At 40.4% G+C, this 20,590-nt stretch carries 20 protein-coding genes; 18 read left to right on the forward strand and 2 right to left on the reverse strand.

Annotation, left to right across the window (positions count from 1 at the left end):
• From WSC_RS25060 to WSC_RS0115285, 6 genes are all read left to right on the forward strand, one after another.
• On the forward strand, positions 1–1,234 hold a 1,234-nt coding region (locus WSC_RS25060), incomplete at its 5' end, for a DNA polymerase III subunit gamma/tau C-terminal domain-containing protein (protein ID WP_040394781.1).
• Positions 1,235–1,275: 41 nt separating this feature from the next.
• Entirely contained in the window at positions 1,276–1,608 is a 333-nt protein-coding gene (locus tag WSC_RS0115265; protein ID WP_016956813.1) for a YbaB/EbfC family nucleoid-associated protein, read from the forward strand.
• Between the two features lie 24 nt (positions 1,609–1,632).
• A complete protein-coding gene (recR, locus tag WSC_RS0115270) occupies positions 1,633–2,226 on the forward strand; it encodes a recombination mediator RecR (protein ID WP_016956814.1) in 594 nt (197 codons plus the stop codon).
• Positions 2,227–2,327: 101 nt separating this feature from the next.
• The gene (htpG, locus tag WSC_RS0115275; protein WP_016956815.1) at positions 2,328–4,250 is read left to right on the forward strand and encodes a molecular chaperone HtpG; all 1,923 of its coding nucleotides are present in this window, start codon (positions 2,328–2,330) and stop codon (positions 4,248–4,250) included.
• Positions 4,251–4,686: 436 nt separating this feature from the next.
• The gene (gene adk, locus WSC_RS0115280) at positions 4,687–5,331 is read left to right on the forward strand and encodes an adenylate kinase (protein WP_016956816.1); all 645 of its coding nucleotides are present in this window, start codon (positions 4,687–4,689) and stop codon (positions 5,329–5,331) included.
• Between the two features lie 104 nt (positions 5,332–5,435).
• Positions 5,436–5,765, forward strand: a complete 330-nt coding sequence (locus WSC_RS0115285; protein WP_026016879.1) for a DUF1904 family protein — start codon at positions 5,436–5,438, stop codon at positions 5,763–5,765.
• 148 nt (positions 5,766–5,913) lie between these two features.
• Here the strand turns inward: WSC_RS0115285 and WSC_RS0115290 are convergent, their stop codons facing one another.
• Entirely contained in the window at positions 5,914–6,141 is a 228-nt protein-coding gene (locus WSC_RS0115290; RefSeq protein WP_016956818.1) for a hypothetical protein, read from the reverse strand.
• A 153-nt stretch (positions 6,142–6,294) separates the two neighbouring features.
• On the opposite strand from WSC_RS0115290, the gene WSC_RS0115295 reads away from it, so the two are divergent.
• The 7 genes from WSC_RS0115295 to WSC_RS0115325 all read left to right on the forward strand — a co-directional run bounded on the left by WSC_RS0115295 (position 6,295) and on the right by WSC_RS0115325 (position 14,440).
• A complete protein-coding gene (locus WSC_RS0115295; protein WP_016956819.1) occupies positions 6,295–7,731 on the forward strand; it encodes a sigma-54 dependent transcriptional regulator in 1,437 nt (478 codons plus the stop codon).
• Between the two features lie 148 nt (positions 7,732–7,879).
• Positions 7,880–8,962 (forward strand): sensor histidine kinase, encoded by a 1,083-nt coding sequence (locus WSC_RS0115300; protein WP_016956820.1) that lies wholly within the window; start codon positions 7,880–7,882, stop codon positions 8,960–8,962.
• A gap of 10 nt (positions 8,963–8,972) precedes the next feature.
• Entirely contained in the window at positions 8,973–10,307 is a 1,335-nt protein-coding gene (locus WSC_RS0115305) for a sigma-54-dependent transcriptional regulator (RefSeq protein WP_085953488.1), read from the forward strand.
• A gap of 80 nt (positions 10,308–10,387) precedes the next feature.
• Positions 10,388–11,308 carry a lipoprotein NlpI gene (gene nlpI / locus WSC_RS0115310; RefSeq protein ID WP_016956822.1) on the forward strand — a complete coding sequence of 307 codons (921 nt, stop codon included), beginning with the start codon at positions 10,388–10,390 and terminating at the stop codon, positions 11,306–11,308.
• A 23-nt stretch (positions 11,309–11,331) separates the two neighbouring features.
• Positions 11,332–12,759, forward strand: a complete 1,428-nt coding sequence (locus WSC_RS0115315) for a hypothetical protein (RefSeq protein WP_157447313.1) — start codon at positions 11,332–11,334, stop codon at positions 12,757–12,759.
• A 78-nt stretch (positions 12,760–12,837) separates the two neighbouring features.
• Positions 12,838–13,155 (forward strand): ComEA family DNA-binding protein, encoded by a 318-nt coding sequence (locus WSC_RS0115320; protein WP_016956824.1) that lies wholly within the window; start codon positions 12,838–12,840, stop codon positions 13,153–13,155.
• A 160-nt stretch (positions 13,156–13,315) separates the two neighbouring features.
• A complete protein-coding gene (locus WSC_RS0115325; protein WP_016956825.1) occupies positions 13,316–14,440 on the forward strand; it encodes a hypothetical protein in 1,125 nt (374 codons plus the stop codon).
• Between the two features lie 198 nt (positions 14,441–14,638).
• Here the strand turns inward: WSC_RS0115325 and WSC_RS0115330 are convergent, their stop codons facing one another.
• Entirely contained in the window at positions 14,639–15,862 is a 1,224-nt protein-coding gene (locus WSC_RS0115330) for an EAL and HDOD domain-containing protein (RefSeq protein WP_016956826.1), read from the reverse strand.
• Positions 15,863–16,038: 176 nt separating this feature from the next.
• Between WSC_RS0115330 and rssA the strand changes: the two genes are divergently transcribed.
• From rssA to WSC_RS0115355, 5 genes are read left to right on the forward strand one after another with little or no spacing between them, the layout of a single operon-like run.
• Positions 16,039–17,031 (forward strand): patatin-like phospholipase RssA, encoded by a 993-nt coding sequence (gene rssA / locus WSC_RS0115335; protein WP_016956827.1) that lies wholly within the window; start codon positions 16,039–16,041, stop codon positions 17,029–17,031.
• Positions 17,031–17,666, forward strand: a complete 636-nt coding sequence (locus WSC_RS0115340) for a paraquat-inducible protein A (RefSeq protein ID WP_016956828.1) — start codon at positions 17,031–17,033, stop codon at positions 17,664–17,666. Before rssA ends, WSC_RS0115340 begins: the two co-directional genes overlap by 1 nt.
• Positions 17,633–18,244 (forward strand): paraquat-inducible protein A, encoded by a 612-nt coding sequence (locus WSC_RS0115345; RefSeq protein ID WP_016956829.1) that lies wholly within the window; start codon positions 17,633–17,635, stop codon positions 18,242–18,244. Before WSC_RS0115340 ends, WSC_RS0115345 begins: the two co-directional genes overlap by 34 nt.
• 7 nt (positions 18,245–18,251) lie before the next feature.
• Positions 18,252–19,907 (forward strand): intermembrane transport protein PqiB, encoded by a 1,656-nt coding sequence (gene pqiB, locus WSC_RS0115350; RefSeq protein WP_016956830.1) that lies wholly within the window; start codon positions 18,252–18,254, stop codon positions 19,905–19,907.
• Position 19,908: 1 nt separating this feature from the next.
• Entirely contained in the window at positions 19,909–20,421 is a 513-nt protein-coding gene (locus WSC_RS0115355) for a PqiC family protein (RefSeq protein WP_016956831.1), read from the forward strand.
• Positions 20,422–20,590: the final 169 nt, after the last annotated feature.

Here is a 20,590-nt window from a genome sequence, read left to right on the forward strand (position 1 = left end):
AGAGCCAGAGCCAGCTTCGGAACCGCAAAATTTTGTAGAGCCGCATTCGGCTATGGAGTCAGAATATCCAGCTGAGTATGCTCAATATGATGTGCAGCAAAATTTGGCTGAGCTCGAAGCACAGCAAGCACAAATTGAATCGCTAGCATCAAGCCAAGGTTATGAAAATTATCCGCAACAGCCAGCTGTTGAACCTGTAGCCAAAACAACTGAGCATGACACAGTTGCAATTCAACAAGCTATGTTGTCGCTGCGTCAAGCAAAACAACAGAAATTGCAATCTGCTCAAGCTGAAAATGCAAGTCCGGCTGTCAGTGCAGTCCCAGCCATTCCAGTGGTGCCATCACCAGCCGAACAGTTACCAACTCAATCTTTGCCAAGTCAAAGTTTACCAGGTGAGCAAATAAATACTGGAGGTGCCGAAGAGGGTAAAGAAGCGCCATGGGTAGATCATTGGTCTGGTGATATGTTTACAGCGCCGGACGAGGCAGCAAGTCAGCCACAACAAGATGATGTACCAGAGTCGGCGGAACAAGCAAGTAGTAAACTCGTTGCGCCTGCAGATGCAGAACAATTGCCAGTTGAAACTAGTGAGCCAATAGAGAGTGCAAATAATCTGCAAGTTGCAGAGCAACAAATTACCCAGCCTATGCCAGAGCAAGATGTTGCGGTTATAAGCGCAGAAGAACAGGCAGATTATGCAAGCTACACAGATTCAGTAGAATATTCGGCAGACGATACTAGTTACCAACAAGGATATGAAGAAGCGGCAATAGACGCGCCTTACGTGCCAAGACAAGACATTATCCAAGCTTTAGCGCTTGAAAATGCTGTGGCAGATGATTTGCGTTATGCCAAAGACATTGATAATTGGGCAAACTTAGTTGAACAAACTGGTTTGGTCGGTTTACAACGCCAGTTGGTACTGCACTCTAGTTTTGCTCAATCAGGTCAACAAGTGACCCTGACTTTAGTGCCAGCACAAGCGCACTTAAACGAACCAAATAATTACGCTGTAATCAAACAAAGATTGCAGCAGGTTTTACAACAACAAATTGAACTAAATATTCAAATTGGTGATGATAATTTAATCACCCCATTTGAAATTCAACGCGCTATCGACTATTGCCGCTTGCAATATGCCAAACACAGTTTGCAGGCTGATGCTAATGTACAATTGTTACAACAAACCTTTGGTGCACAGGTAGTCGAAGCAAGTGTAGTCGCGTTATAATGTTTTAACTAATTTAAACTGACAGAATAGAAGGTAGTAATATGTTTAAAGGTGGCGGTGGCTTGGGCAACATCATGAAACAAGCCCAACAAATGCAAGAAAAAATGCAACGTGCACAGCAAGAAATTGCCAATATGGAAGTAACGGGTGAAGCGGGCGCTGGCATGGTTAAAGTAACTATGTTGGGCAACCACAATGTTAAGCGTGTTGATATTGATCCTAGCTTAATGGAAGACGACAAAGAAATGTTGGAAGACTTAATTGCGGCAGCTATCAACGACGCTGTACGTCGTGTTGAAAAACAAAATCAAGAAAAAATGGCTGAAGTAACTGGTGGTATGCAATTACCGCCGGGCATGAAAATGCCTTTCTAATATAGCTTTGGAGTAAAAGCCTGTATGAAGTTTGCACCTGCGCTACAAAAACTAATTGATGCATTGCGTATATTACCTGGTGTCGGGCCCAAATCGGCACAGCGTATGGCCTTTATCTTGTTGGAAGATCAACAAGGCGCAACTCAATTAGCCCAAGCAGTTCAACAGGCTTTAACTCAAATTAAAAGCTGCAATATTTGTCGCAATTACACTCAAACAGACACCTGTGAAATCTGCGCTGAACCCGCTCGCTCAGAGCAAGCTGCTATTTGTATAGTTGCTCAGCCACAAGATGTTTTATCTATAGAGCAAACAGGTCATTTCCATGGTCGCTATTTCGTTTTAAAAGGTTTGTTGTCACCCATCGATGGTATTGGTCCTGAAGAACTTGGATTAGACAGTTTACAGCAACAACTGCAACAAGGTATATCTGAAGTTATATTAGCCACATCACCTAGTGTTGAAGGTGAAGCAACAGCATTTTATATCTCGGAAATGGCTAAAAAACTTGGCATATCAGTTACGCGCCTAGCGCAAGGTTTACCAGCCGGAGGCGAATTGTCTTCATTAGATAGCCGCACTTTAGGTCACGCTTTTAGCGGCCGCAAACAGTTATAAAAATCTGCAAAATTTTGCTTGAAAAGAAAATCCGCATCCCCATCTATTAAAACAATCAAATAAATTGTTATTTATTGCCATATAGCAGGAGATGTATTCAGATGAGCGAAGTAGCCCATAAAGAAACTCATGGCTTCCAAACCGAGGTCAAACAACTATTACAATTGATGATCCACTCTTTGTATTCAAACAAAGAAATTTTCTTACGTGAGCTAGTTTCTAACGCTTCAGATGCCGCAGATAAATTACGTTTTAATGCTCTTTCTAACAACGATTTATACGAAAATGATGGTGATTTGAAAGTTCGTGTAAGTGTTGATAAAGACGCTAAAACCATCACCATTTCAGACAATGGTATTGGTATGACACGTGACCAAGTAATTGAGCATTTAGGCACAATTGCTAAATCAGGCACCAAAGAATTCTTCAGCAACTTAACAGGCGATCAAGCAAAAGACTCTAAATTAATCGGTCAGTTTGGTGTTGGTTTCTACTCGGCATTTATTGTAGCGGATGCGGTTACGGTAAAAACTCGTGCAGCTGGTGAGAGCACAGATCGTGGTGTTGAATGGTATTCAAAAGGTGATGGTGAATTCACCATAGGTGATATCGACAAAGCCACTCGTGGTACAGATGTTATCTTGCATTTAAAAGAAGAAGAAAGTGAGTTTTTAGACGATTGGAAAGTGCGTTCTACCATCACTCGTTATTCAGATCATATTGGTATCCCGGTTGAAATGTGGCAAGAAGGTACACCTGAGTCTGAAGGCCCTGACGGCGACAAAATTCCAGCTACCGAAGGGAAATGGGCACCTATCAATAAAGGCACAGCTTTGTGGACGCGTGACAAATCAGAAATCACTGACGAAGAATATAAAGAGTTTTATAAGTCAGTTGCGCATGATTTTGAAGAACCAGTAAAATGGGCACATAACAAAGTTGAAGGTAAAACTGAATATACCAGCTTGTTGTATATTCCAAAACGTGCGCCGTTTGATATGTGGAACCGTGAGGTTAAAAGTGGCATTAAACTATATGTTCAGCGTGTATTTATTATGGATGATGCTGAGAAGTTTATGCCAACCTACTTACGTTTTGTTAAAGGTTTAGTTGATTCAAATGACTTACCGCTAAACGTATCACGCGAAATTTTGCAAGATAACAAAATTACCCAATCTATTCGTTCAGGTAATGTAAAACGCGTATTACAAATGTTGACGCGTATGGGTGAAAACAGCCCTGAAGAATATGCTACTTTCTGGAAAGAGTTTGGTAACGTACTAAAAGAAGGTCCAGCAGAAGATTTTGCCAACAAAGACAAAATCGCTAAGTTGTTCCGTTTTGCTTCAACTCATGCCGATACCAAAGAACAAAATGTATCACTTGATGACTACATTGGCCGCATGAAAGAAGGCCAAGAGAAGATCTATTACATCACGGCTGACACGTTCGAAGCTGCAAAATCTAGCCCTCACTTAGAAGCTTTCCGCAAAAAAGGCATCGAAGTATTATTGATGGCAGAGCGTGTAGATGAGTGGATGATGTCTCATCTAACTGAATACAACGAAAAACAGTTCCAGCATGTTGCTAAAGCGAATATCGATTTGTCTGACTTGGATGATGAAGAAACCAAAAAAGCGCATGAAGAAACTGAAAAAGCCTTTGAAAGTTTTGTTGAGCGTGCCAAGACCGCATTAGGTGACAAAGTTAAAGACGTTAAAGTTTCACATCGTTTAACTGAATCACCAGCTGTTATCACAACTGATGAGCACGATATGAATACCCAAATGGCTAAGCTTTTAGAAGCGGCTGGACAAGCTGTTCCTGAAACTAAGTACATCTTTGAGGTAAATCCAGAGCATGCATTAGTTAAACGAGTTGCTGATGAAACTGACGAAAATCTATTTAAAGAATGGGTAGAGGTTTTACTAGACCAAGCAACCTTAGCTGAGCGAGGTTCGTTGAAAAACCCAGCTGAGTATGTAAGCAAGTTAAACAAGTTGTTGTTACAACTAGGCAGATAATTGCCTGAAGCTAATGTATAGCAGTTGAAAAATCATTGTCTGTATTAGGGCCTGTTGATTTTTCGTGGACAAATTTTGTTCTAACTAAATACTTTTTAATCAAGGCGCAGCGTTGAAGGCCTAATGGATTAAGTCGAAATGCTGCAACAAAGAGTAAAAAGCATTTATGACGAACCTGAAAGGCAGCGTTTGTTTGGCATTTCTACTGTGTTATAGCTCATTTATGTAGCGCACTACACTTCAATCGCTATGCCTTGTATAAATACCAAACAAACTGCTGCAAAATTGTGCTCGAAAGGTCAACAGGCCCTAGCTAAAATAGGTAGAAAAGCTCGTAAGAACGGACGTTCAGCGTCCGTTTTTTGCTTTTAAACTTGTATAATTTGGCCCATCGTTGTATTGTTCGCGCCAGTTTATTTTTAAGATTGAGGATATTATGCGAATTATCTTATTAGGCGCACCAGGCGCCGGTAAAGGAACTCAAGCCCAGTTCTTAATGCAAGAGTTTGGTATACCGCAAATCTCCACTGGCGATATGTTACGCGCAGCTATTAAAGCTGGCACGCCTTTAGGTTTAGAAGCGAAAAAAGTAATTGATGCAGGCCAGTTGGTTTCTGACGAAATTATCATTGGTTTGGTTAAAGAGCGCATCGCACAAGAAGATTGTGCTAAAGGCTTTTTGTTAGACGGTTTCCCTCGTACTATCCCACAAGCGGATGCTATGGTTGAGAGCAATATTGATATTGATTTTGTACTTGAGTTTGATGTGCCAGATCAAGTAATTGTTGAGCGTATGAGTGGTCGTCGTGTTCATACTGCATCAGGCCGTGTTTATCACATAGTTTATAATCCACCTAAAGTGGAAGGTAAAGATGATGAAACTGGCGAAGATTTAGTTATTCGTGCAGATGATGAAGCTGCAACGGTTAAAAAGCGTTTAGACATTTACCATGAGCAAACTGAGCCATTGGTTGCTTATTATCAAAACTTAGCTGACCAAGGCAAAACTAAGTACCACAAATTAGATGGTACTCAGGCTGTTGAAGCAGTTAGCGCTCAGTTAAAAGAATTATTGGCTTAGTATTCTAACCCTTATTAGGGTTAGCTGAGCTGTCAAATATAAAACCACTCCCTAATTGATAGGTGAGTGGTTTTTTGTTTTTAGCGATATTATTTGGAATTGTTATGCCACATTTAAGATTGTATGCAGTACCAGAAGAAGCCGCCGTTGCCGCGAGCGAAACCTTGTTGCCAAAATTGGCTGAGATAGTTGATTGCCCACTTGATTATTTTACTTTGCAGTTGGTTAATAGCACCTTTTATTCGGCTGGCAAAAAGGTCTGTGGTGAGCCATATATTGATGTACATTGGTTTGCGCGAGAGCAAGCTGTGCAAGATAAATTTGCCGCTTGTGTGCAAGAATTCTTTTTACCATATTTTTCAGGGCAAGATATCACTTGTGTATTTACCACGTTAGAGGGTAAAGATTATTACGAGAATGGTGTGCATTATTGATTGTGCTGGAAGTCCTCTGCACCAATGGCCCCTTCGAAGCATAATTTTCTAAAAACGCTTTTCACCATCCATGGTCGCTCCCAAACGTCGTCCCAGACGTTTGAAGTTTTAGAAAATCAGCATTCGAAAGAGCCATATCTAAGCACCCCTAGTGCTGCTTATAATGTAATTCACCTATTTTAATGCCTGCACATGAAAATGCTGCGATTGGCAGCGGTGCTAGGTTTAAGAAGGTGAATGGGCGTGTTGTGAACAAAACTTCAATCGGTAGGGATACCGTTTGGGAGCGGGCCATGGATGGCTTTGCAGCGTTTTTGTGAGCAATACCCCATTGACCTTCTGGAATATAAACTCGATCTTTTTCTACAATGCTCATCAAAACCCAATGAAATTCGTATCAGCTCGCGCAAGAACACCCTCTCCCAAACGCATCAAAATTTTGACGTTTAAAAGTTAAAACTGGATTAATTCGCAAAATTCGTCAATAATCCAATTATCAAAGCAAATATATAACAATAAATTGACGTGCATGGCATCCACTAAAAGAATTTTATTAATTGATAGCGCATCAGCAGAACTAGAACAGTTAAAAACAATCTTGCAATTTATTGACGAAGATTTCGACTGTGTCAGCCCAGAGCAAGCCCAGCAAAACCTACGCGACCACCAACAGTGGAAAGCTGTATTGTTAGGTGGCGCTGTTGGTGATATCAATATCAGTGAAAAACTCATTAATGGCGCGCCAGAGCTACCATTTATTGTGCAAGATAGATATTCCGAGTTAACTGCTTTTGCCAATGTAGTTGCCGCGATAAACGGCGGTATAAACTATTCACAGCTCACCCAAGCACTGCATCACTGCGAAGCTTATTTGCGTAATAAGCCGGGTAAAGCAGTGCAAACTAGCAAAGATTTATTACACACCTTAGTAGGTAAAAGCGCTGAGATGCAAACCGTGCGTAAATTGATTGAGCAAGTTGCGCCAACAGATGCCAACGTGTTGGTATTAGGTGAATCTGGCACAGGTAAAGAAGTGGTTGCTCAATCTATTCACAAACTATCTAAGCGGGCAAAAGGGCCTTTTGTACCGGTCAACTGTGGCGCTATTCCGGCAGAATTATTAGAAAGCGAATTGTTTGGCCATGAAAAAGGCGCGTTTACTGGCGCAATAAGCAGCCGTAAAGGCCGGTTTGAACTTGCGCAAGGTGGCACATTATTTTTAGATGAAATTGGTGATATGCCATTGCCAATGCAAGTTAAATTATTGCGTGTGTTGCAAGAAAGGTTATTCGAACGAGTTGGCTCAGCCACTCAAGTCAAAGCGGATGTTAGAGTTATAGCAGCAACCCACAGAAATTTAGAAGAGTTGGTTGAACAAGGTAAATTTCGTGAAGATTTATTTTACCGCCTCAATGTTTTCCCAATTGATACTCCATCACTGCGCGAGCGCCGTGAGGACGTACCGCAACTTGCGCAAGCGCTAATTGACAGGTTAGCAGAGCGTGAAGAAGACAGTGTCAAATTAACCGATAACGCAATGCAAAGTTTAATGGAGCACAAGTGGGCGGGTAATGTACGTGAGTTGGCAAACTTACTAGAGCGCCTAACCATTTTATATCCAAATCAAGTGGTAGATGTTGGTGATTTACCGGTTAAATATCAGCATATAGAAGTCGCACAGTTCGAGCCTGAATATCCCGAAGCAATACTAGAGCGTGAAGCTCTGAATGACTTATTTTCATTTGATGATGAAGAGGACTATGAGCAAGAACCTGCTACGGCAGTTATGGATGCGTTACCGGAAGAAGGCATTAACCTAAAAGAATACCTCGCCGATCTTGAAGTAAGCCTAATTAACCAAGCGTTAGAGTTTCACGAAGGCGTAGTTGCACGCGCCGCGGAAATGTTAGGCATGCGCCGCACAACTTTAGTCGAAAAAATGCGCAAATACGGTTTAAACCAATAATCTAACTGTTAATTCTACTGGGTGTCATATCACTGACGCCCAAAGTTATTACTTATCCTTCTGAAAAATAACATAAAATTAATTGGCATCATCTTTGCTGTACAGAACTTAGTATTTTTATGACCAAGTTTTTGACACGGAGCCAAGCATGCCGTCTAGTCCTATTAAAAATCAACAGCTAGCCACAGAAGCTTACGCTGGCGAATTAGCTAGTTTGCGCAGCCAAGCAGATCAGCTAGTGCACTTAATTGATGTTATTCCAGCGGGTGTGGTGATTCTTAATAGCCAAGGTATAGTTGAGCGCACTAATCAAATCGCTATCGATTTACTAGGAGAGCCATTAACTGGGCAAAAGTGGCTGATGATAATAGCACGTTCATTTAATCCTCAAGCTGATGATGGCCATGAAGTGTCTTTGGTTGATGGTAGGCGCGTCCGGTTGGAAACCAATGCGTTAACCTCTGAATCTGGTCAGTTGATTCTGCTTACTGACATGACACAAACCCGCTTGTTGCAAACGAGAGTGAGCCATTTACATCACCTCAGTACGTTGGGCCGCATGGTTGCCACGCTTGCCCATCAATTACGTACACCACTTTCTGCTGCTATCTTGTATGCTGCAAACTTGGCCAATCCTTCATTAATTAAGCCTGCAAAACACACTTTTCAGCAAAAATTGATGGGGCGTTTAAAAGACTTAGAATCGCAGATCAACGATATGTTGTTGTTTGCCAAAAGTGGCCAGCAGCAAGTTGCAGAATTATTGTCGTTGGGGCAATTGTTATCAGAGGTACAGTCAGGAGCCGAGGCCATGCTCAGTCAAAATGAAGCCGTGCTTAAACTCGAGTTACCTGATCCTGATATTAATATGTTTGGCAATAAAAATGCTTTAGCCAGTGCGATTCAAAATTTAATTCACAACAGTGTGCAAATTATAGGAACAGGTGCGGAAATTTTTATCAGTGCAAAAATGTCTCAAAAACATCCAGAGCAGGTCGAAATTATTGTCGCGGACAATGGCCCAGGCATAGACGAAAAAAACTTCCCACATATTTTTGAGCCGTTTTTTACCACACGCACTAAAGGTACGGGTTTAGGTTTAGCTGTGGTTAAAGCTGTGGTTGAACAACATCAAGGGAAAATTGCCGTTACAAACCAACTATCGGGTTGTTGTTTTGTGTTGAGTTTCCCATGCGCGCAGCAACTTGCCGTGGCTGCTGGTCAAAATTGATAGGAGAGAAATTATGAATCGTAAAATTCTGATAGTAGAAGACGATGCTGATTTGCGTGAAGCCATTTTGGATACGCTTGCCATCTCTGGTTTTGACTGCGATCAAGCCGATAGTGCTGAACAAGCTTTGGTTAAGTTAAACAAACAGAGTTACAGCATGGTGGTGTCTGATGTGCAGATGCCGGGTAACGATGGTTTATCTTTACTGAAATCTATAAAAGCCAAATACCCAGAACTGCCAGTATTATTAATGACAGCTTTTGCCAATATAAAAGGCGCAGTTGATGCGATGAAAGATGGTGCGGTGGATTATCTAACTAAACCTTTTTCACCTGAAGTATTAATTAATTTAGTTAGTCGCTATATATTGCCGGAAAAAATTGAAGTCTGTCAGCCAATTGTTCGCGATAGCCACAGTATACAATTGTTAAATCTTGCCAGGCGTGTAGCACAATCGGAAGCCTCGGTTATGGTGTTAGGCCCAAGTGGTTCGGGTAAAGAAGTGCTTGCTCGATATATTCACCAAGAATCGAAACGCCAAGATATGCCATTTGTCGCAATTAACTGTGCAGCGATACCGGAAAACATGTTAGAAGCCACTTTATTCGGTTATGAAAAAGGTGCCTTTACCGGTGCACTGCAAGCTTGTCCAGGTAAGTTTGAACAAGCGCAAGCTGGTACTATTTTATTAGATGAAATTTCTGAAATGGACATGGCTCTGCAAGCTAAATTGTTACGTGTCATTCAAGAGCGTGAAGTAGAACGTTTAGGCGCGCGTAAAACCATTAAACTCGACGTACGTGTTATCGCAACCAGCAACAGAGATTTAAAACAAGCTGTCGCTGAAGGGGTATTTAGAGAAGATTTGTATTATAGGTTGAATGTATTCCCGCTAACTTGGTTGCCACTGAATGAACGAAAAATGGATATACTGCCATTGGTCGAGCATTTAATTACTCGCCACTGCGAAAAAAATGCTCAGCCACAGCCTAAGCTGAGTGTTGCCGCTCGAAATAAATTACAACAACATAGTTGGCCGGGCAATGTTCGTGAGCTAGATAATGTGGTGCAACGTGCTTTGATTTTATGCCAACATCAAGTGATTGACGAGGCAGATATTTTAATCGAAACCGATACAGCTGTTTTACCAGCAATAACAAATATTCAAAAGCCTGCAGGGTTAGGTAAAGAGTTACGTGAGCAGGAACATCAGATTATTTTAGATACTTTGATTGCTTGCCATGGTAAACGCAATAAAGTTGCTGACAAGTTAGGCATTAGTCCACGTACTTTAAGATATAAATTGGCGAAAATGCGCGAAATGGGTATAGAGATCCCAGTGTAAATTTATTTGCTTCTCAATTCAAATCTGGCAGACTCGGTTTATACTTAGCACTAACAATTTGAAATTAAGAAGAATCTTTAATGCATATCATAGCAAAAGTCGTCGCTGTTTGTTCCTTGAGTTTGTTGTTTGTTGGCTGTTCATCCACCAATAAACAACCTAAGTTAACTCAAGTCGCTCACTCCTATGCTGATTCAGTGCAACATCAGGTCGCTATTCGTCGCTTGTCAGACTTTTTGCAGCAACAAGATTTATCCGAACAACAAAAATCCGAATTGTATTTTCGTCGTGGGTTATTGTATGACGAAATTGGTTTAATGCACTTGTCGTATTTTGATATGTTGCAAGCCATAGAAAATAATCCTACTCAAGTTGAAGCCTATAATATTTTAGGGATTTATTACGTGAGGCAAAATGAATTCGGCCGGGCATATGAAGCGTTCGACTCTGTACTTGAGCTAAAACCAGACCATAATTATGCCTACTTTAATCGAGCAATAGCTTTATATTATGGTGAAAGACCACAGCTGGCGCTTAAAGATTTTGAATCTTTCTATCAACTAGATACGCAAGACCCATATCGAGTAATGTGGTGGTATTTCGCCGAATTGGCTGTAGAGCAGCGTCAAGCTGAGCAACCAAATCAAGCTCAAGGTTTAACTGCCTTAAGTAACTTACGCCGACGTGTTCAGGCTATAGAAAAAGACGGTTGGGGCCTATTGTTGACTAAACTCTATACCAATGAGCTATCACCAAAAGAGTTATTACAATTAGCGGCTGTTGACAACCAATCAGAGCAAATGCTTAACGAAAAACTCTGTGAAGCTTATTTCTATATTGCAAAATATTTCCATTTAAAAGAGCAACTCGAACAAGCAGAGTTTTATTATAAGGCGGCAATTTCGACCCATGTTTACCAATTTGTTGAATTTAGATATGCACAAACAGAACTAAACAAACTGCTTGGCACTGTTTCAACGGATATGACGACAGTACATTAACTTCTGCCGATTAACTGCCTGTTATGACATATTTCCGGCGTCTAAGTTTTAGCTGTAGTGTTTTGCTGGTTGTTGCCGGCAGCTTAGCGCTTTGGCTGTATAGTTACCAAAACCAACAAACGCATAGTATCAAGCAATATATTCAGTTAACTCAGAATTTGGCTGCCACTCAAGTAAAACCTACATTAAATTCACGGCAGCAGTGCCACCATTTATATCAATTATTGTCGCCTGAAAGTCGTAAGCGACTTGCTGAGCAAATAATTGAGTTATCCAAACAAGTTAATCTGAGCTCTGTTATACACTGTTATCCTTATGGACAAATTGTAGAGCTAGCTGAGTATGGACATCTGCCTTCGATGCATTACCTTGCTCAGGCAAATCGAGCGCAATCGAACTATTGGCATAGGCAATTGTTAGCGGTTGATTACGTGTATACCTGGCAGTACGCTGAATCTTTGCTTCAGTCGAGTAGTGCTGACAGGCTAGCAACCCACCAGTTATATATGAGTGCACTGTCTTTACTGGAGCATACACCCCAGTTAAATGCAGAGTTTAAAGCTCAGCAACTCATTGAGTTAAAAGACCAATTAGTCAAACATGCTATCTCACAAAACATACCAGACTGGCGATACTTTTTAAGCACTTATGCAACACCCACTATTCAAACATGGCGTGGATTATATCGACAATATTTTATTGATGATTTACCTAGTTTTGTTGAGCAATCTGCGACCGATTTATTACACACACTACCAAGTCGATGCAATAAACCACTCCTGCTAGTTAGCCAAAATCCTTGGGATTTATTGCAATTACAACATATAAATAAACAATTTTTACAGTCAGATCTGGCACTGGGTTTTTGTGTCGCTCGGGTGATACTAGTAGAAGATTTGGCGCAAATTGAACAACAACTGAGTAATTATCCGCAGTTTTATTGGATGGTTATGCGCAACGTCAATAAAGCTTACAGATATAGGCAACAAATTCATTTACCACCAACTGCCGATTTGCCGTTAGTACAACACGAAGTCGGCCATTGGCTCGGTTTTGAAGATGAATATGCGCTACGCGAAGAAACCGCTAGGATTAGATGCGCTGCTAGGGGTAATCAACAAGTTGTTTGGGCTATGGGACACAATGTTGTTGCGATAAAAGATGGAACGCAGTTCGCTACTCTGACAGAAGCTTACAATGCGCTAGCCCCACATATGAGTTGGATTGAGCACATCCAAGATGTAACCCAGTTTTTAACTAAGGGTGAGCAGGGATGGAGAATCAAATCAGAAACTGAGCAGGATGAGAAGGTCGGCATATATCCAGCCAATACTTGCGAGAACTACACAGGGGTAACAGCTTATAAGCCCTTGTTAAATTTATCCTTTATGTACAATTATGAGCTGGGTATTCCAAAATTGTATAAGAAAATGATAATTGGTGATGGTTAAGGTATAACCGCTGGACTAAACTGCTAAATGCGTTGTTTACGCATTTATATGGAACAAGGAAATTAAGGAAATTGTCCGATGAAAAAATCTTTATTAATGGTTGCGCTTGCAACTTGTGTATCTTTTGCCCCCCATTTATCTGCTAATGTCGAACATTCAGCCTCTTCGGTTGTTAAAGCGGCTAAAATAGATGAAACCAGCAAAAAGCTTAACCTCAATACTATTAGTTATGAGCAGTTAGTTAAGGTACCAGGCATAGGAAAAACACGTGCTCAAGCAGTAATCGCCTATATAAAAGAACATGGAAAATTAGATAGTTTTGAACAACTCAAGTCGGTTAAAGGTATTGGCAAGGGTACACTTAACAAATTGAAACAAAATTTTGTAATTGAGTGATGTAAGCTATTGCAACTTAGGGGATTAGCAGTAGAATGGGCATAAAGTTGTGAAGTGGCAAAGCCGTCACAAAAAAGACACTTGCAAATTTAACCCAACTGTTTTTTAATCTACCTGAATTCCAATTTTCTTTCAGATCTCAATACAAGGAAGCTGAAAAATGAAACTAACATTTAAGCACACTGCGTTATCACTAGCTCTAGCAAGCTCGTTTACATTAACAGGCTGTAACTTCATCGGTGACGGTGATCCAGTTTTTGTTGATCCAATTACACCAGTTACCAAATCTATCACTGTAGCAGGTGAGGCAACTAAAGGTGCTTTGAGCAATGCTGAAGTATTTGCGTGTCTTGTAAAATCACCATGTTCTACGCTAGCGGTAGGTTCTACTGGCATAGATACAACTTCGGATTTGATCAACGCTTTACCTGGTACTACAGGTTTTGTTGGTCAAGCAACAACAGGAACGGGTGACAATGCTGGTGAATATTCACTAGAAATTGAAAACGAAGGTGCTTTCGGTAAAGCTGTCATTGTACGTATTATCGCTACATCATCTACCTCTATGGATTGCGATGCATATGATGATGATGGTAATGAAGATTGTTCTGACGTTACGCTAGATGGTACTGAATTAAAAACAATAGCAGTAGCACCTACTCCTGCTGAAGGTGAAAATTCAGCTCAAATTGCAAATGTAGATGCGAGCATTTTGTCAACTTTTGCAACTGAATTAATCGAAGCCGATGATGAAGTAACAGATACTATCAACGTAGCTACGCTTGCCACAAAAGCTAAGAATGCTTCTAAAGGTGTTGCAACTATTTTAGGTATCACAATTGGTGATGATGTAGACTTTACTAAGCTTAAAGTCGCATCAGCAAAATCTGGTAATGCAAAATTTACGTCTTTATCTGACGCAGAAAAAGATTTAGCTAAAGTAAATGCTTCTTTTGCTAAACTAGCTTCAACTGGTCAAAACTTAGGTACTGAAATTAAAAATGCAGTGTCTACAGTTCGTGCCGTTGTAACTGGTGGTTCTGCTTCTGTTACTACTACTGCTGTTGATGCAATCAAGAAAGTAGCAACAGTGGTTAAGTCACAAGTGGCAAAATCTTCTACTAACACTGGAACAGCTACTCCTGCAACTAAGAACCCTGACGATGTAACTGAAGACAAGTTAAAGCAAGATGCTGATACTGCTCAGAATCAAAATAATACAGGTACTGGTGGTACTGGTGGTACTGGTGGTACTGGCGGTAACACTGGTAGTAGCAATACCTAATATCTAGGTAATTACCAAATTCTAGAACCCGACTTTTAGTCGGGTTTTTTGTTTTTAGCAATTGGTGAGAAGTAGAGGAAAAGGTTCAAGCATTTAGATGCAGCAACATGTAGTATTAAACAGCGTTTACACAGTTTGGATTAACTATTGTGAGATGGAATTTGGTTAAGCTACTTAAAGGCGATGTTATGTTAGCGACTAACTAGCCGCTAACTCACTTGCTCTGTCGTTCGACCATTGAATGGCGGTGTGGTAGTAGTCAGGTACTTGTTCTGTGTCTAAAGTTAAACGCTCGATTAACAAACCTGCTTTAATCCACTCAGCTTTTTCGTAATGCTCGACTAAATCAAGGTAGTTGGCGAGTAGGCCCTCACGTTCAATTAATGCAGATTTAATTTCCTGAGCTAATGGCAACTTGGTCATTATACTTTCAATCGGTTCATCTAAAATTGCATCTATAACAGACAACATGCCAGTTAAAAATGCCATAGATGAATCTCTGAGTTGCCCGTGCTCTTTTGCAATTGACTCACAAAAGTGTGCTCGGCTCATTGATAATCTAATCAGTTCGACCGGTTTGTCTGAATTAATTTGAGCGGCAAATAGCACTGCTAAGAATTTTTTTAATTCGGCTTGACCTAATACAACTAAAGCTTGTTTTATTGTTTCTATGTCACCACGGCGCTTAAATATAGCCGAATTAGCATAGCGTAATAATTTAAACGAAAGTGTTACATCACGCTGGAAAATATTGATGATGGCAGATAAATCCATTTCAGCTTTGGATGATTCATACAACAATTCAGCCAAGCTCATTTGCGACGGAGCAAGGGCTCGGCTTTGCATTACTTCTGGTTCGCTAAAAAAGTACCCTTGAAAATAGGTAAAACCCCATTCGAGTGCGCTGTTAAATTCTTCGTAAGTTTCTACTTTTTCGGCTAATAACTTAATGTCGTATTTTCCGGCTATTTTACCTATTTGCTGAATTTCTTCATGCGACGATTCACGAAAATCAACTTTAATAATGTCGATAAATGGGAAAAAGTGCAGCCATACTGGATCATGTACATAATCATCTAAAGCAATTGTGTAACCTTCTTGCTTTAATTCGGTCACTGCTTGCAAGAGCTTTTTTGTCGGTTTGGCTGTTTCGAGTATTTCAACCACCAACTGTTCTTTTGGTATCAAGCTCGGGAATTTTTTAATTAGTAATTCGTCCGAAAAATTGATAAAGGCTGGGTGTTGGTCGGTAAAATCGTCTAACCCAAGGTTAAACTGACTGGCTTCAATCAACTTGGAAGTAGCTTGGTCACCATCAATATTTGGGAATACGTTCTCTAAGCTATCTCTAAATAATAGCTCATATGCGAACAACTGCTTATTTTGATCAAATATGGGTTGTCTTGCAGCGTAAAAAAACATCTATTTATCCAAAGCTAAAATTATTTAAACTAATTTATGCGTACAGCCCTAATTATCGCAATAACATCCATGACAGAGTGTCGTGCAACACTTGCTTAACAACATGAATAGATATTCTCGTTTATTTGAGTATAAATCAAGTTTTTTGTCCTGCACGGCAAATATGTATTTCTTTTATGACAAAGAGTAGAATTAACTTAAATTCGCATGAAAATAAATCACTAATGCAGAAAAAAACATCACATAAACTTGGTTTGGCTTTGGGGAGCGGCGCAGCTCGTGGCTGGTCGTTAATAGGTATTTTACGAGAGCTTAATAAACTAGGTGTTAAACCTGACGTGATAGCAGGTTGTTCCATTGGTTCGCTCGTTGGCGCTGCTTATGCAACTAATAAGTTAGCTGAGTTGGAAGAGTGGGCTTTGTCGTTAGATACTTGGAATGTCGTGCGCTTATTAGATTGGGGTATGGGTCGAGGTGGTATTGTCTCCGGCGGACGCTTATATAATCGCCTAGAGCAGACATTAGGCAAGATACAAATCGAAGAGTGTGCGATTGAGTATGCAGCAGTGGCAACTGAGCTTTATACTGGACGAGAGCACGTATTTACACAGGGCTCTATGTTGCAAGCTATTCGAGCGTCCTGTGCTATTCCTGGCTTTTTAGCACCACAGTATATAGATGGCCATTGGATGGTAGATGGCGCGGTTGTAAACCCTGTGCCTGTGTCTGTTTGCCGGGCCTTGGGTGCCAATCGTGTGATCGCGGTTGATTTGAATGGTGGACGCATGATTGAGGGGCATAACCCTTCTTTTGATGTTAAAAATAGCAATGCCACTAAACAAGCGTACGATCAGCAACCAAATAAATTCCAAGATTTGCTTGGCGAGAGTAAGGGATTTCTTGAACAATGGGTTAAAAAAATACCTGTTGGCAACAATCAATCACCTGGGATGATAGCGGTCGCGACTAGCGCAATTGATATTATGCAAAATCATATTACCCGCAGCAGGCTAATGGCCGATCCACCAGATATCTTATTGCAACCAAAAGTCGCACATATCGGAATTTTAGAATTTAATCGAGCGGAAGAAGCAATCAAGATTGGTGAACAAGCTGTGCGTAACATTGCCCATTTATTAGAAGACTTTTCTAACTTTGAGCCGAGTTAATGCGTAATCTAATTGCATGTGAACACTGTGATTTACTGATGGAATACCCTGTATTAAATCACGCTCAGCAGGCGCATTGTTTGCGTTGCGGCAATCTATTGATGTCTCGTCCTAAACATAGTTTACAGTTAACCTTGTCGTTTATAACAGCCAGCATCATTTTATTTATGGCGGCTAATTTTTTTCCAATGATTTCGGCTGAGGAGGCAGGGTTTAAAAATCAAATGAGGCTACTTGAAGCTGCCTATGCTTTTTTTGCCTACGGCGAATGGTTGCTTGGATTTATCGTATTCTGCGTTGTTTTATTATTGCCATTTACCATTATGTTACTCATAGTTTATTTGTTATTGCCGATGATCTTCTATAGAAGGTTAATGCCAAAAACAAATTTTGTTGCTCGTTTGGTTTTTTCTTTGCAAAAGTGGTCAATGGTTGATGTTTATCTAGTTGCTATGTTAGCAAGCATTACTAAACTTACTTCAATGGTCACGATTGAATTGGGTGTTGGTATTTGGGCGTATATAGCGTTCAGTTTGTGTTTATCGGCTGCGCTAGCCAATTTAGATAAACAAAGGTTTTGGCGTTATTTGGATAAAATAAAATGTCATCAGATACTAAAACAGCAAAAGATGTAGCACTCACTCTATGCTTGCATTGTCACAAACTCAATCCAGTGTCATGGAGTGTTTGCAGCCGATGTGGTGGTTCAATCCATTTAAGAAAACCAAAATCAGTACAAGTAACGCTAGCCTGGCTAATCACGGCTATTGTATTTTATATACCAGCGAATATTTTCCCAGTCATGACCACTTATGCTTTTGGTCGTGAAACGGCTAGCAGTATCATAGGTGGCATATTTGAATTATGGGAACAAAAATCTTTTGTAATAGCGGCGATTATTTTTGTCGCTAGTATCATAATACCCATATTGAAAATTTTGTTGTTATTGTGGTTGTGCTTGTCGCTGAAGTTAAACTTAACCGAGACCTTAAAATTACGTACGTCTCTGTATAGATTGACATTATGGATAGGTCGTTGGTCTATGATAGATGTTTTTGTTGTCGCAATTTTGGTTGCTTTGCTGCAACTTGGCGGTTTACTATCCATTCAGCCAACGATTGGTAGTTTAGCTTTTGCCTGTGTGGTTATTGCCACTATGTTGGCCGCAGAGTCGTTTGACCCAAGATTAATATGGGACAGTTTAGAGCGTTAGGAAGTGTATGCAGACCCCACAAATTACCAAAAGAACTAAATTATCTTCTGTTTGGCTGATACCGTTTTTGGCATTAATTGTTAGTTTATGGTTTGTCACACAACATTATTTAACTAGAGGGACTCAAATTCAGATTCGTTTTGCCAGTGCTGAAGGGATAGAAGCTGGAAAAACGCAAATAAAAACGCTAAATGTTGATGTTGGTGTGGTGACTCGAGTCGAGATTAATCGTGATTTAACTACGGTTAATGTGACAGCGAGAATTAAACCACAAGCTGAAAACTTGCTTAGACAAGATTCGAAATTTTGGGTTGTAAAACCGCGTGTTGGCGCCAAAGGTGTGTCTGGCCTAACCACCATTTTGTCCGGTGCATATATAGAGTTAGAGCCTGGCAAAGACTACCCTGGAAAAACCGAGTTTGTTGGTTTAGACAATCCACCGTTAACACGGACAAATAAACAAGGGGTTAATTTATATCTATTAAGTGAAAGAATCGATTCGTTAAACGCAGGTGACCCAGTTATTCACAAGGGATTTGAAGTTGGCCAAATTACTCAAATTGAGGTACTTAACCCTAATAGTATTAAAACCAACATCTTTATTGAATCACCTTACGATAAAATGGTGACAACCAACAGCCGTTTTTATAATAGCAGTGGTGTGAGTTTCGCAGTTAACGCCCAAGGTATAGAGGTGTTTGCAGATGCGATTGAAAGTACTTTAACCGGCGGGATTACTTTTGACCTACCAACCGGAATGACTGAAGGAGAGGCGATTTCCGACGGAACTGAATTCCAACTCTATCGCAATAAACTTGCTATGGAGAAACATCCGTTCAAACATAGTTTAGACTTTCTTTTACTGTTTAATCGTTCAATTCGCGGATTAAATATAGGGGAGTTTGTCGAATACAGAGGTGTGCGCATCGGAACTGTGGTGGATATTGGTTTTAAGTATTTACCTGACGATAACTTTGTAAAAGCAACCAAGCCACCTGTCCCTGTGCTGGTTCGATTAGACCCTGCACGCTTGCTCGGTCAAGATACATCTGAAGCTGGCAAAAAAATGCTAAATACCCTAGATGTACATATACGCAATGGGCTAAGAGCGGCATTAAAGACGGGGAGTTTAGTAACAGGCCAAAGTTACATCCAGTTGGATTTTTATCCAGCAGGGCAGAAGAGTCAAGCGCGACTAGAATATGTCGGTGATTATCCGACTATACCAACAGAACATGATGATTTAGATTCAATGTTATCGGATTTTGGTGTTTTTGCGAATAAGCTGGCCAATTTACCATTGAATGAAACCATGTCGCAATTATCAACAACCTTGCTTCAAGCACAAGAACTGATTAATCAAGCTGAAGCAATGGCTAGTGAGCTCAAGTCAGTGGCAAGCTCGGTTGATGGATTTATGCAAAATGAAGAGTTACACAGGCTGCCGAATGAGCTAACTAGCTTAATTACAAAATTAACACTCTTGGTTGATAACTTGGGGAAATCTGATGGAGCGGTCGCCGAGGTAGAAACTACTATGATGAAGTTAAGCCAAACGTTAGACAGTGTTAAAAAAATTGCTGATACGTTAGAGAGTAAACCTGATTCGTTGATTTTCAGCCAGCCCAGAGGTGCGGACCCTATCCCAGGAGCGAAAAAATAATATGTATCGATATATCTGTGTTGCTTTAATTGGATTGTGTTGTCTGTCGTGTAGTTCAGCACCAGAGCCAACAATTAATTATTATATTCTCCCTATATCAGCTAAGGTAGAGAACTCACTTAAATCGACAAACCAGCCAGACTTAGGCAAGGTCACAATTGTACTGGCGCCATTACTACAAAAAGAAAACTTGCAGATTATGCAAGGAGACGCTCAAGTTGTATTTGCGCACTATCATAGATGGGCTCAGCCTTTGGATTATATGCTCAAACAAGTGTTTGAGCAGCAGCTGAAACCATTGAATAATTTTAAAAATGTGACGATTCAGTTCGAAAAACTGCACGGTAGCACAGCTGGTGTGGTTTCTTTGCAAGGTTATTTTGTTATCGAGCAACAAGCATCTCAGGCGTTTTTAATTGAGAAAAAACAGTCGCAAGCAGGTTATCCTGCCATGTTAGAAGCAATGACCGAAGGTTTGTTAAGCCTGTCACAAAAGATTGCAAGTGTAATGTAAAGAAATTTTTACTATCGAAAATCCAATTAAGTTGTTAAACTTTATCGGTTTTTATAAGAGAGATTAAATTTAGCGACTGGTGGTACGATTTTGCTAATCGATTGGCAATTTCGTCTTTTATACATCATGCTTAAGCTAGAAATACAATTGTGGCCTAATTCACAAATTG

Source organism: Catenovulum agarivorans YM01 (genome assembly GCF_000281085.1).
GTDB lineage: Bacteria > Pseudomonadota > Gammaproteobacteria > Enterobacterales > Alteromonadaceae > Catenovulum > Catenovulum agarivorans.

Bases quoted from the DNA above. Each gene is read 5' to 3' on its own strand.
- WSC_RS0115340 (WP_016956828.1), top strand. From the start codon at position 17,031: ATGCGTAATCTAATTGCATGTGAACACTGTGATTTACTGATGGAATAC.
- WSC_RS0115355 (WP_016956831.1), top strand. From the start codon at position 19,909: ATGTATCGATATATCTGTGTTGCTTTAATTGGATTGTGTTGTCTGTCG.
- rssA (WP_016956827.1), top strand. From the start codon at position 16,039: ATGACAAAGAGTAGAATTAACTTAAATTCGCATGAAAATAAATCACTA.
- pqiB (WP_016956830.1), top strand. From the start codon at position 18,252: ATGCAGACCCCACAAATTACCAAAAGAACTAAATTATCTTCTGTTTGG.
- WSC_RS0115290 (WP_016956818.1), bottom strand. From the start codon at position 6,141: ATGAGCATTGTAGAAAAAGATCGAGTTTATATTCCAGAAGGTCAATGG.
- WSC_RS0115320 (WP_016956824.1), top strand. From the start codon at position 12,838: ATGAAAAAATCTTTATTAATGGTTGCGCTTGCAACTTGTGTATCTTTT.
- WSC_RS0115315 (WP_157447313.1), top strand. From the start codon at position 11,332: ATGACATATTTCCGGCGTCTAAGTTTTAGCTGTAGTGTTTTGCTGGTT.
- WSC_RS0115295 (WP_016956819.1), top strand. From the start codon at position 6,295: ATGGCATCCACTAAAAGAATTTTATTAATTGATAGCGCATCAGCAGAA.
- nlpI (WP_016956822.1), top strand. From the start codon at position 10,388: ATGCATATCATAGCAAAAGTCGTCGCTGTTTGTTCCTTGAGTTTGTTG.
- WSC_RS0115285 (WP_026016879.1), top strand. From the start codon at position 5,436: ATGCCACATTTAAGATTGTATGCAGTACCAGAAGAAGCCGCCGTTGCC.
- WSC_RS0115330 (WP_016956826.1), bottom strand. From the start codon at position 15,862: ATGTTTTTTTACGCTGCAAGACAACCCATATTTGATCAAAATAAGCAG.
- WSC_RS0115265 (WP_016956813.1), top strand. From the start codon at position 1,276: ATGTTTAAAGGTGGCGGTGGCTTGGGCAACATCATGAAACAAGCCCAA.
- WSC_RS0115300 (WP_016956820.1), top strand. From the start codon at position 7,880: ATGCCGTCTAGTCCTATTAAAAATCAACAGCTAGCCACAGAAGCTTAC.
- htpG (WP_016956815.1), top strand. From the start codon at position 2,328: ATGAGCGAAGTAGCCCATAAAGAAACTCATGGCTTCCAAACCGAGGTC.
- WSC_RS0115345 (WP_016956829.1), top strand. From the start codon at position 17,633: ATGTCATCAGATACTAAAACAGCAAAAGATGTAGCACTCACTCTATGC.
- recR (WP_016956814.1), top strand. From the start codon at position 1,633: ATGAAGTTTGCACCTGCGCTACAAAAACTAATTGATGCATTGCGTATA.
- WSC_RS0115325 (WP_016956825.1), top strand. From the start codon at position 13,316: ATGAAACTAACATTTAAGCACACTGCGTTATCACTAGCTCTAGCAAGC.
- adk (WP_016956816.1), top strand. From the start codon at position 4,687: ATGCGAATTATCTTATTAGGCGCACCAGGCGCCGGTAAAGGAACTCAA.